The sequence below is a fragment of the Desulfosporosinus sp. BICA1-9 genome, assembly GCF_000802135.1.
In genome coordinates this window covers 1-11,550 of the sequence record NZ_JUEE01000220.1, presented here as the reverse complement: position 1 = coordinate 11,550, position 11,550 = coordinate 1, and the positions used below count along the sequence as shown (strand labels likewise).

General features: G+C 41.2%; 10 protein-coding genes and 1 pseudogene. 6 read left to right on the top strand and 5 right to left on the bottom strand.

Annotation, left to right across the window (positions count from 1 at the left end; all coding sequences use genetic code 11):
• From JL57_RS27220 to JL57_RS27200, 5 genes and pseudogenes are all read right to left on the bottom strand, one after another.
• Positions 1–495: pseudogene (locus JL57_RS27220) on the bottom strand (hypothetical protein); the annotation flags it as partial.
• A 114-nt stretch (positions 496–609) separates the two neighbouring features.
• Positions 610–1,428 (bottom strand): ExeA family protein, encoded by an 819-nt coding sequence (locus JL57_RS27215; protein ID WP_034145035.1) that lies wholly within the window; start codon positions 1,426–1,428, stop codon positions 610–612.
• Positions 1,421–2,812 carry a DDE-type integrase/transposase/recombinase gene (locus JL57_RS27210; RefSeq protein WP_034145034.1) on the bottom strand — a complete coding sequence of 464 codons (1,392 nt, stop codon included), beginning with the start codon at positions 2,810–2,812 and terminating at the stop codon, positions 1,421–1,423. The genes JL57_RS27215 and JL57_RS27210 overlap by 8 nt, the downstream gene beginning before the upstream one ends.
• 103 nt (positions 2,813–2,915) lie before the next feature.
• Positions 2,916–3,524 (bottom strand): DUF6431 domain-containing protein, encoded by a 609-nt coding sequence (locus tag JL57_RS27205; RefSeq protein ID WP_291300648.1) that lies wholly within the window; start codon positions 3,522–3,524, stop codon positions 2,916–2,918.
• 157 nt (positions 3,525–3,681) lie between these two features.
• Entirely contained in the window at positions 3,682–3,918 is a 237-nt protein-coding gene (locus JL57_RS27200; protein ID WP_034145032.1) for a transposase, read from the bottom strand.
• Positions 3,919–4,275: 357 nt separating this feature from the next.
• Here JL57_RS27200 and JL57_RS27195 point away from each other — a divergent pair, with 357 nt between their 5' ends.
• The 6 genes from JL57_RS27195 to JL57_RS27170 all read left to right on the top strand — a co-directional run bounded on the left by JL57_RS27195 (position 4,276) and on the right by JL57_RS27170 (position 10,936).
• Positions 4,276–5,778 carry a metallophosphoesterase gene (locus JL57_RS27195; protein WP_034145031.1) on the top strand — a complete coding sequence of 501 codons (1,503 nt, stop codon included), beginning with the start codon at positions 4,276–4,278 and terminating at the stop codon, positions 5,776–5,778.
• 393 nt (positions 5,779–6,171) lie between these two features.
• Positions 6,172–7,455 carry a VTT domain-containing protein gene (locus JL57_RS27190; RefSeq protein WP_034145030.1) on the top strand — a complete coding sequence of 428 codons (1,284 nt, stop codon included), beginning with the start codon at positions 6,172–6,174 and terminating at the stop codon, positions 7,453–7,455.
• 33 nt (positions 7,456–7,488) lie between these two features.
• Positions 7,489–8,175: a zinc ribbon domain-containing protein gene (locus tag JL57_RS27185; protein ID WP_034145029.1), complete on the top strand. Its 687-nt coding sequence runs from the start codon at positions 7,489–7,491 to the stop codon at positions 8,173–8,175.
• A 346-nt stretch (positions 8,176–8,521) separates the two neighbouring features.
• Positions 8,522–9,097, top strand: coding sequence for a phosphatase PAP2 family protein (locus JL57_RS27180; protein ID WP_291300647.1), 576 nt, complete (start codon positions 8,522–8,524; stop codon positions 9,095–9,097).
• Positions 9,098–9,166: 69 nt separating this feature from the next.
• Positions 9,167–9,709 (top strand): Chromate resistance protein ChrB, encoded by a 543-nt coding sequence (locus JL57_RS27175; RefSeq protein ID WP_034145028.1) that lies wholly within the window; start codon positions 9,167–9,169, stop codon positions 9,707–9,709.
• Positions 9,710–9,730: 21 nt separating this feature from the next.
• Entirely contained in the window at positions 9,731–10,936 is a 1,206-nt protein-coding gene (locus tag JL57_RS27170; RefSeq protein ID WP_034145027.1) for an MFS transporter, read from the top strand.
• Positions 10,937–11,550 lie beyond the last annotated feature (614 nt).

Genomic DNA, 11,550 nt, shown 5'->3' with positions numbered 1-11,550 from the left:
CTTGGTGATTTCATATGCTTCGCTTTCGCTGATTCGTTTGGTCTTATCGCAATCCAGGCAGTGGTCTTCGTTACCCTCTTCTGTGAATTTTTTAAGTCCTTCAATTGCTTTTTTCTTTTCATTATGTACAATGCTTAAGATTAGACTGGTATCAGGAAATGTGGCAGTATTTCGATCCGCTTTGTAATAAGCAGTGCAGCTGCTCCATTCATATTCCTCTGGTTTGCTGATGATGGATGCTTTGACGGGATTTTTGTGGATGTAGCGAATGACTGTCAGTAGGTATCCGTCGTCCTCCACGCATTCACTCTTAAATCGATCTTGAAACACGTGTCCAATTCTTTCGTATTTCCAGTTGTACCAGTAAGCGTAACTTATACCCAAGCGTTTCATAAACACTGATATATCGCCATAGTGTCGCTTCTCACCTAAAATGACGGCGTGTATCTTGCTGCCAATGGCGGAAGAAATGTGCTGACAACATGTCAATGCCAATAGAATTCCAACGTCAATACATATCCCTCAGAATGCCTGTTAATGTGGATAAAGAAAAATCCCCAATACACACATGCCAATCTATGTGTATATTGGGGATAATGTGGATAAAACTTACATAGCAGTACCACGTTGCCTTTCGGCATCCGCTAAAATTCGCCCAATTTGAGCGTCCTCCACGACCTCACTTCCGTTACGTTTGGCCTCATAGAGGGCATGAATACAGATCGTGTTAATTAGTCTAGGAATGCCCTTCGTCTCCGAGTGGATTAGACCGAGAGCACTATCTGCAAAAACGGGGGTGGTAAGCCCGGCTTGCTTCATTTGGTGGCGGATATAAGTTGCGGATTCTTGAGAAGTAAGACCACCTAAATGGTATTGAAGATGAATACGCTGGGCAATGGCCTCGTATTTGTTCATCCGTAAGATCCTGCGCAACTCCGGCTGCCCGACAAGAATGAGCGAAAGTAAAGAGGCTGAGTCCATTTGGTGATTTAAAGCAAACCGAAGCTCTAATAGCATGGTCGGGCTGATGTCATGAGCTTCATCAATAATTACAACCAACGATTTATCCCTCTGAAGAGCTCTGTAGTTTAAGACTTGTTCGAGCAACAGTTTCGATTTAGATAGGTAAAAATTTGGTTCTTCACCTAACCCACGCAATAAATCTCCATAAAAATCACGAGGTTTCATGCCCGCCTGACTTAGATAGATCACCTGGTACCGGACAGGATCTAATTCTTGCACAAGACGGCGAATAAGGGTGGATTTACCGCTACCTACTTCTCCAGTAAGTACGCCAAGGCAGGAGTTTGTAACCATTAACTTCAAGCGTGCCAAGGCTTCAGCGTAAGCACCTGCCTCAAAGAACATATCTCCTTGAGGTGACCGAGAAAAGGGGATAATTTGGGTAGAACTTGGCAGATCATTCATGGGTTGCCTCCTGCTTTGGTCCGAAATTCAAAGCTTCTTGGGCCCAGGTGCTACGGCGTTTGTCCTCCGCTAACTTGAAAAAATTCAACCCAGACACAGGGGCAACTTCTTGCTTTTCGACCTTGGATCTCGATTTGACGCGTTCATGGATACTGCGATTTAAATCGAGAAGCCGAGCATCGGGTAGCCGTTTTCCTTCATGCCAAACTTGCATAACGCTTAGATCGTAGGGGTCGAAGCGAAGTGTGACGGTTTGACTAGAAAGGTGAGACGGAACCTCGAAGATATTACCAAAGACGCTGACACAACCCGCCTTATCCACCTTTCGCGATTCTTCCCACAGGAAGATCTCAGTCAGTTCAATCATCGATACCCTGCGCATGGTCCGTTTAAGACCAGCAGCCCTATCCTTAGGAGATTGACCGGTGCTACCGTGTTTACGTAAGTGGTAGTAGCCTTCAAGCCAGGACGTAAAGGCCTCATTTAACTGTTTTAACGTCGAAAGACTACCGTTTCCAATCTGCACATGGGCCTCTGGTCTGAAGCTTGTATCAATAAATCTGAAGAACCTCTCAATTTTTCCTCGACCCATTGGTTTGTACGGACGCGAGTGAGATAGCTTAATGTTTAACTTGGCACAGATCCGGACCAAATGGTGGGAAGAGAAAACGCTCCCATTATCGCAGTAGAACTGAGAGGGCACTCCGTGGCGCAAGATCGCTTTTTTTAGGGCATCTTCTAAACGAGGCAATTTCTCATCCCAGTAGAATTCTCCGTGGACGATGGCCCTAGAGAAATCATCAATGATGGCGAATAACATCGCTTTTTTACGTTTTTTTGGATTGAGTGGGTCCGGCAAATAAAGGGTATGTTGAAAATCTGCCTGCCACATGAGATGAACATCCTCCACTTCGAAGCGCCGATGACCTCTCGATGATTCCACTGCCTGCAAGAGTTCCTGGCGACTGACACCCGCCTTGCGCAAGTGCCGGGATAAGGTACTCGGGGCAAGCACTCCCTCGGAGGCCATACCGCTATGTTCTAATAGGTAGATAATCTGCTCCACACTACGCTCCGGTCGTTCACGGCGTAACTCAATTGCCTTTTGTAAGACGGGAGCCGGTAAGGCTATGGCGTTTTTCTGAGGACGTTTTTTGGGTTTAAGCCCTTCCCAACCCTCTTTACGGTAGTTTGCCATAAAGCGCTCAAGCGTGCGCACACTAACATGAGTCTTGTGACTGCCAGGAATAGTGTAACTGAGCGCGGCAATTTGAACAAGCTGACGCTTCAGCTCTCCGGGAATCATCGGAGTCTGACGAGATACAATCGGTGCTATTAATCCGTAACGAAACGCTGCCATCTGTTCATCTGTAGCAAAATCCATGGTTTCTCACTCCTTCAAACATAAATTTAGGCTGGGGTTACCCCTACCGCTATTCTGCCTGAAAAAGTTTCGCCACACCATGGACAGCTTTTGTGGGATGAAGCTATCCGACCGTCACCGCCCGTGAGCGTTTAATCTGGTAGAGCCAAGCAAGAAGTCCAATATTCATGAATCCCGGTATTGTCGATCTTACTTGCTCCCATGACCTAAACAACCAGGACCATTCTCGGGCAGGTTTCGACGGGCCAACAGGGATTTTTACGTGGGGCAACTTCTCTAAGATAATCCGCCATTGTTCGGATGATGAGTCTCTCAGTTCATCATGTATTGATTTGCTCCATCGCCAAAGAGTCTTCTCACTAAACTCTCCCGCAGAGGTTACCAGATCCTCCGCTATTTTAAGCAAAGCCACCCCAGATAACTGTTGATGAATCACTGCTTCTTTGACGTCCCATGCCGCCTGATGATGTTCCATCACAAAGTTAGGAAGTAACGAGGTGGCTCTCCCACACTTGATACATTTAAACCGGTAGATGGATATGATGAACGCTTCTAATAACGTATACACTGTTCTTTTATAACTTCCATGTTTATGCAACATCACTTTTTCAAAGCAGTGGGGACACATCATTGGACGCAAGTGATTTGGGCAACCATTAATAAAGCCTTTAATATAAGACTGGACAGTCCAGATTTCTTCAGTTAAACTCATATTGGTAGTAACCAATGGGAAAGAGGAAACGAGGCTGGCCGGCCAATGATGTTTCCTCTTTCTTTATCCTTTTTTAAGATTGTCATGTGATCTATTTAGCCGCATGACAATCATTATCTGCTAGAAACGACAAAGAAGGCAAGAAAAAACGCTCACTTTAATGCCAATTAAAGTGAGCGCCCACACCATAGTCTTCTCTTAGCAATAAATGAACGTGATTGGTCATCAAGCAATACCCTAGTACGCTTACCCCGCTTTCTAGTGATACCTTTTTTGTGGTTTCCAGGTATCTCTGAAAATCATCTTCTTCGTGAAAAATATCCTGCTGGCCGATTCCCCGTACTATAACATGGTAGATTCCTGTTTCACTCTTCTTTCTTGGCTTCCTGGGCATTCCTTCACGCCCCTTCTTCCCTTTTCTCAGATTCTACCATGCATTCTAATTTGACACAAGAGAACCGTCCCCCCGTGTGCCCCCCGTGTGCCCGTTTAACCTGTAATTATTTATCATGCGCATTCGTAGGATATTGCGCAACAAAGGAATATTCATATCAATATATCCCCTATGGGGGAGATAGCTAAAGGTAGATGAATGAATTATTTATAAACTCATCTATTTTTTTGGCTCTATTTCAGAGAATCTTATTCTCGCACCATGCTATAATTGGTATAGAAATGGTAGAATGTTTAATTTTCCATAAAGTAATGAAGAATATAATAAGTAGCCGGGAGACAAAGAAAGGGGTATGAAATGAAAATAAAAAAGCTTATTAATTTTACAATAATTATCTTATGTTTATGTCTTGTCGTAGGTGTTGGTACGTTTATCTACAATACCATAAGTAGTTATGAAATCAGTAACGATTTTGTAAGTGTTCCACTTCAATTCAACCCCGATGACTCGTCTTCAACTTATCAAATGAAGAATGCTCAGGTCACAGTTTATGGCGGTTTTGTAAAAGGCATCCAAAAGGGTAAAAATGGTACTGAAAGCCTTGTCATAAGAGCATTATCCCCCCTACCGACGATACAAGTAAAGGGTAGTAATGCTGCTGACATCTTGTTATTGATTGAAAATATAAACCCTGATTTTTATGTAAAAAGCATTAGCGGTAATAACCAACCCATGACGAAGGAGACGGTCAACACCTTACAGTTAAGCATTGCAGTGAGTGCCGAGAAAACTATAAAAATTGAACCGGTACAGCCAAGCGACGCAGACAACACAGGAAAATATAAATACATCATCCTCGGTGATAATAGGGATGGCTATGATACCTTTGAGCAGATTATCCAGCAGATAAATGGAGAAAATCCTGTGTTTGTTATTGACAATGGGGACCTTGTGTTCAGTGGAAAACCGAACCAATATAGACTGTTTGACCAGACGGTATCAAAAGTCTCCACAACCCTCTCCACAACTCTCGGCAATCACGATATTCGTGGCAATGGGCGCAGCACCTATACAATGCTGTATGGCCCGGCGTATTATTCCTTTGATTTTACAGATAGCCATTTTGCGTTTTTGGATTCATCTCCCGGATGGTCTGAAAAACAGGCGATTACAGACGAACAATACACATGGCTAGAAAAGGATTTGAAAAAGGCCCAGGGAAAACGCATTTTTGTTATTACGCATATACCACCCCATGACCCAAGAAGCGGTGTAACCGCCAATGAAATTCCAAACTATGTAAACGCAGTGAAAAGCGGCGAAAATTGGGCGGAGCAGAAATTAGATAATTACAATGAAAGCAAGGATATGGAGCATGGCTTCCAAGACCCACAGGAAGCGGTAAAGTTTGAAAAGCTTATGAGTAGCTACCATGTAGATACCGTGTATTTATCCCATATCCATAGCTATTTGGAATACACTAAAGATGGTGTGCGCTATCTGATTTCAGGCGGTGCAGGTGCAGAGCTATTAACCAAAAACAGCTATTACCACTATATGATTGCAAAAATTAACGATGTTAATACAGCCACAATCGTGGAATTGCCCTCACCTGCAAACAACTATCTAACGAGATATGGGGCAACGGTGCAACTCTTTGCCATTGCAATGTATGAAGAAAATCCGGTTGCGGTTGTATTAGTCATTGCGGGCTTCGTATTACTTATATTTTTGTTGATTGTCAAGGTTTATTTACGCAAAAAGCAGCCAATTGATACTCTGTGGAAATGGTTGAGTGATATCGGCAAATATGCGGTGAAACGGTTTAAGGAGTTGTTTGGTAACAGAAGTAAAAATTGAGGCAGTAATCGAGCTATAACGAAATTAAAAGAGCAAATCAGTCTGAAGGATAAAAGCATATCAAAACTAACCACCCTTGGGATATCACGGTCATATGTCTTTCGCTGGTGGCTATTATAGCGACCTCTTGGATAGAACTGCGCGAGCACCTGAGTAAGCAAGATTAGAATAAACTATAAACGCTCCAATATAAACGAGACCTCCACCCATTTGATACGGATGGAGGCCTTTTTATTGTGATCTCATTGAATAAATGAGATATTATTTACGAATAAGCTAAAACTTTTTCTGATTATAAACGTGTAATCATTAAAGGCTTAAATAGAATATGGCTCACCAGAAAATGGCAGCCTATAAAGAGAGTTAGTTAAGTTGACTCATCAGGAGGTTAAAATGAATTTCATAACGGATCTATTCAATCAATATGGATATATCGTATTATTTGTTGCACTCATGCTGGAACTTATAGCTTTTCCGACACCAGGGGAAGCCTTGATGACCTACTGTGGGTTTCTTGTATTTCAAGGAAAGTTAAATTTGGGGATCAGTATTATTGTTGCAACCCTGGGAGTTATATTGGGCATTACGATTTCTTACTTTATTGGCCGCACTTTAGGGACTCCATTTTTTCAAAAATACGGTTCTTACATTCATTTAGGGCCAGATAAATTGGAGAAGACGTCACAATGGTTTGAAAGGTACGGCAATGGTTTGCTGGTTATAGCTTACTTTATACCTGGGGTAAGGCATATTACAGGCTATTTTTCAGGAATTGCCAAGATCCCTTATGTAAAATTTGCTTTAAATGCATATATTGGTGCTTTTATTTGGACAGGTACTTTTATTTCCTTAGGCAAGATTTTAGGATCGAATTGGGAAAAATTCCACGGTGCGATTAAGAAATATCTGATTATAGGTGGAATTGTTCTTGCGATCGTTTTGTTATGTATCTATTTCTATCGGAAATATAAGGTATCCATCATTGACTTTATCTTGAAATCGTTAGAAAACGGAATCCAAATATTTCATTCTCTTGGGAAGATAAAAGTAGCTATCGTTGGAGTTGCTGCAATTTTTTTTGGCTTATCGATTGTCTTGATTGGACTCATTCAGGACCTTTTAGCCCATGAATTTAGCCAATTTGATACAGTTGTTACGTATTTAGTGAGCTTGATCTTTCCAGAAAACTGGTCCTCTGTTATGGGATTGTTTAAGCTTTCAACGGCTCCGGAAGTGTTGCTTGCCTTGACGTTGCTGATATTGACGTGGATTATCCTCAAAGGCAGGAATCGACTTCTGGAAACAGGGTTTCTTTTCATTACCGTTTTTGGGGGAGCGCTATTGGAAGTGGGATTGAGACTTATTTTTCATCGCGTGGGTCCGAGTGGAATTATCTCCACCTTTCCCAGTCAAGAAACCTTATTAGCCGTAGTTGTCTATGGCTTTGCCTCGTTTATGGTGTTGCGTCATGCCAAAAACAGGTGGATTGGCACATTGCTGTTCATCATGACATTAGGTGTTTGTATAGTCACGGGCCTAACGGTCATCTTCTTTCAGATACAATATCCGAGTGATGCTGTCGCTGGTTATGTTTTTGGTGGAGTCTGGTTAAGTTTAAATATTGTGGTGATGGAAGTTTATCGTGTCTTACCCAAAATCCTGCGTGATCCAAAGTAGAACATATTACCCTAATGCTGGCCGAAGATTGAGGTGAAAACGATTGTTTTTAAAGCCTATAATAACCTTATCGGCGACAAGACAAAGCTACAATTGATACCGTATGGGGTGGGCAGTGGATACCTCCAGGACAGAGACAATCCAGGTCAACTTTATAAGGTTGTAAAACAAGAAAACATGATTCTAAACAAAGACTATATTCCAAATGATCAACAGGTAAGGCAGGCAATTGAGGATGAATTGTCTTACGAAGCGGATTTTACCTCGAAAGAGGTCTATTTACTAAACTATTTAATGGACAGAAGCACTCAAAGCAAAGTTCTTATGATAAGGACGGTAAATCCCATTCCTTATGCGGAAAGACTCCTTGAAATTACAGGGGTGGTATTAGGATTGATCATGGCAATCTACTGGATAGGTTTAGCTCTTTGGGTCTACAAAGATGCGGGTAGAAAGAAGTTGAATGCTTCGTTATGGGGATTACTGATTTTAATTACAAATTTGGTTGGGTTTATTGTTTATCTGATCTATAAACAAAATAATCTAACCTGTTACAAGTGTGGAGCTTTGCAGAGCAAGTTCAATTCTTTCTGCAGCAATTGTGGGAGCGAGATTAATGAATCTTGTCATAATTGCAAGGCGATGATCAGTAAAGAGGATAACTATTGCAGTCGATGCGGGAGCAAGCTTGACCGATTTTTAGGAGGCAATGAAACGTGAATTTTATAAACTATGGCATTGATGTTTTACTTCATCTTGATAAGTATTTGAGTGTGATTATTCAGAACTATGGCTATGGTACTTATTTGTTCAAAAGTTGTATTGTACTTCTTTGAGCTTGGGAGTCAATGGGCTACTCATAAGGATGAGGGCAAAGGGGGTATTAGTATATAAGTTTCTGGTACCCTTATACTGAAAACTTACCAGAATTGGCATATTACCTTCACCCTAATATTTGTAAGTCAAAATTCATAAAGGTTAAAAAGGAGTTAGGTTTTGCAACCTAACTCCTTTTTTAACGTGTAATAGACATGACCGAAAATAATCAAAAGGGGCAGATGGATAAATGTTTATGAATGTACCTGTATTTAATGCAATTAACGGGGTTGCCCAGGTGAATAGAACGCTTGACGAGATCATGATTTTGTTTTCAAACTATAGTCCACTTTTCTTTGTGGCTGCACTTACAGCACTCTATCTTTATGGAGTTTATCGTAAAGATAAACTGTTTAGATATGCAGCAGCCGATGCATTGGCCATAACTCTGATGAGTTTATTTTTAGGCTTTGTAATCGGCATATTTTATTATGAATCAAGACCTTTTGTCACTGATCATGTTAATTTACTAACACCCCATGCTCCAGATGCTTCTTTCCCTAGTGACCATTCTTTAGGAACGATGAGTATAGCGTTGGGGATTAATAACAGCTATAAAGTTTTTGGGGCAATATTGATTATCTTATCTTTACTCGTAGGTGTCTCAAGAGTCTATGTCGGCGTTCATTATCCAATGGATGTGCTTGGAAGCTACTTGATCGTGTTGGTAGTAAACTTCACTTACCGGCGTTTATTATGCGAAAAAATAAGAGGCTTATATTCTAAAGCAGAAGAGTATTTATTGAAGCGTATTAAACGTATTTAACAAAAGCAGCTTTTAGTACTTTTTAAAAAAGCTTGATATTGTAACGAATATTACAAAGGAGTATTGCTTATGGAAAAAGGGAAATGGCTAGTCTTAAATTATAATCTACCCACAGAACCCTCAAGATATAGGGTTGCAACCTGGCGTGGACTAAAAAAATTAGGAGCTGTGAATCTCCACCAATCCATGTGGATTTTGCCTTGCAATGAAGAGAATTACTCTGCCTTAGCGAGATTAGCCGAAGACATCGAAGATAAGAGTGGAGATGCTCTCCTGATGGAAAGCGTATGTGCGGATGAGAGATACGAAGAAAAGATAATCACAACATTCAATACAATTCGAGATGAAGAGTATAGCGAATTTATTGATGAAAGTGAGAAATATCTTAAGGAAATAGAAAAGGAAATCTCCATTGAAAAGTTCACTTTCGCGGAGCTTGAAGAGGAAGAGGAAGAACTACAAAAGCTGATATCTTGGTTTCACAAGATTGAAGCACGGGATTTATTTCATGCTTCTGAGGGAGATAGTGCAAAGACAAAACAGGAGCAGATCGGCGAAGCTTTCGAAAAGTATAGCGAGTTAGTTTTTCAACATAACCAAAACGTAAACTGATAATGACAGAGAGGGAGCTTCATGAAGGATGAAAAAGAAGGGAAAAAAATACTGGGAATCGAACGAAATATTTTCTTTGTGGGATTGACCAGCTTTCTAACGGATACGGCAACCAAGATGATCTATGCGATCATGCCTTTGTTTTTAATGACCCTTGGCGCGACGAAAACCGAACTTTCATTAATCGAAGGTATAGCAGAAAGTACGGCCTCGGTTCTTAAAGCTTTGTCGGGTTGGTGGAGTGACAAAGTTGGAAAGAACAAGCCCTTTATGATTATCGGATATGCGTTTACAGCTTTGCTTTCACCCTTATTTGCTTTTGTGACGACTCCGCTGCAAGTTCTAATCGTTAGATTCACTGAAAGAATTGGGAAGGGAATTAGAACGGCTCCCAGAGATAGTTTAGTTGCAGGTTCGTCGGAAGAGAATACAAAGGGGAAAAATTTTGGTTTCCATAAAGCGATGGATAATAGTGGGGCAATCCTAGGACCTCTTTTGGCTACCGGAGTTTTACTTCTTTTTCCCAGAGATTATCGTAAAGTATTTCTTTTGGCTGCTATACCGGGTTTATTAGGCTTGGCTTCGATTATTTTCTTTGTGAAAGAGGCAAAAAGAGATAAAACAGAGCGCCTGGGGAAAATTTCTCTAAAGGACTTTTCACCTCGATATTATGCGTTTATGGTTATTATTTTTATTTTTACCCTAGGTAACTCGACAGATGCTTTGCTCCTAATCAAAGCTAGTGATATTGGAATTCTCGATTCATTTATTCCCATGATCTATCTTATCTTTAATGCAGTTTCTGTGCTCTTCGCGATTCCAGCAGGAATGTTATCAGACAAAATAGGCCGCGAAAGATTGATCATCTTTGGCTATCTCCTTTATTCAGTGATCTATTTTGGCTTCGGCAGAACAAGCAGTCCAGTTGTACTTATTCTCTTATTTGCCTTCTATGGTCTTTACAGTGCGGCAACGGATGGAGTTCAGAAGGCAATGGTTTCAGACCTTATTGACAAAAATAAGAGCGGCACAGGCCTTGGACTGTACAATAGTATTGTAGGTATTACCCTCCTTCCGGCCAGTGTTATTGCAGGTTTACTTTATGATAATGTCAATAATCAGGCCCCGTTTTATTACGGATCGGTTATGGCTCTCGTTGCAACATTTCTAATGATAATTTTTTATTGGAGTGGGAAAAGAACTTTAAAACAATGCAGCAACAATTAGAGTATTTCCTGGGTGCGATACTCCCAAAAATGATTAGCAAGAAGACGGAGGCAGATGGGTGCTGGCTCTACTGGTCGATTTCATCTAAAGAAAGTATTACGACATACGCTTGTCGACACGTCCCGAGTAAGGGGTAGTTTTTCGCTAGATAGGCAAGGACAGAGGGAATAGCCTGCTGCGCTCAGGATGGAAAATATTTTCAAATAACGTCGACTGATTTGGCTTAATTTAGGATAACTTTTTAGTTGATAGCTAAAGTTTAGTACATAATATTCGTATTTAGTGCATTAATACAGTTCGGGGGAAGTTCAAAGGGACTCCCGTCCATGGTCGTCTCTGAATAAAGGGGCATAGTCCGCCGCCTAACGTTAGACGCCATTTCGGAGGTGGAAAGATGAATGTGTTAATTTTGAATATAGGTTTTCAAAATTGAGGGCTGCTTTAGAGGATGCTCTGAAGAACCAGAACGGCGTCTAACAACGATCTAATTACAAGAGGGGGGGATGGACATGGCAATACTTTCTGGATTGGCAATAAAAGCAAAGCCTGGGAAAGCGGTTTAAGCATGTTCCGCCTCCCAGGCTTCTTTATTACAGGCCTTCTCTGTCTCAGCC

Coding starts and splice junctions, on each gene's coding strand:
- JL57_RS27215 (WP_034145035.1), bottom strand. CDS start 1,428: ATGAATGATCTGCCAAGTTCTACCCAAATTATCCCCTTTTCTCGGTCA.
- JL57_RS27210 (WP_034145034.1), bottom strand. CDS start 2,812: ATGGATTTTGCTACAGATGAACAGATGGCAGCGTTTCGTTACGGATTA.
- JL57_RS27205 (WP_291300648.1), bottom strand. CDS start 3,524: ATGAGTTTAACTGAAGAAATCTGGACTGTCCAGTCTTATATTAAAGGC.
- JL57_RS27200 (WP_034145032.1), bottom strand. CDS start 3,918: ATGCCCAGGAAGCCAAGAAAGAAGAGTGAAACAGGAATCTACCATGTT.
- JL57_RS27195 (WP_034145031.1), top strand. CDS start 4,276: ATGAAAATAAAAAAGCTTATTAATTTTACAATAATTATCTTATGTTTA.
- JL57_RS27190 (WP_034145030.1), top strand. CDS start 6,172: ATGAATTTCATAACGGATCTATTCAATCAATATGGATATATCGTATTA.
- JL57_RS27180 (WP_291300647.1), top strand. CDS start 8,522: ATGTTTATGAATGTACCTGTATTTAATGCAATTAACGGGGTTGCCCAG.
- JL57_RS27175 (WP_034145028.1), top strand. CDS start 9,167: ATGGAAAAAGGGAAATGGCTAGTCTTAAATTATAATCTACCCACAGAA.
- JL57_RS27170 (WP_034145027.1), top strand. CDS start 9,731: ATGAAGGATGAAAAAGAAGGGAAAAAAATACTGGGAATCGAACGAAAT.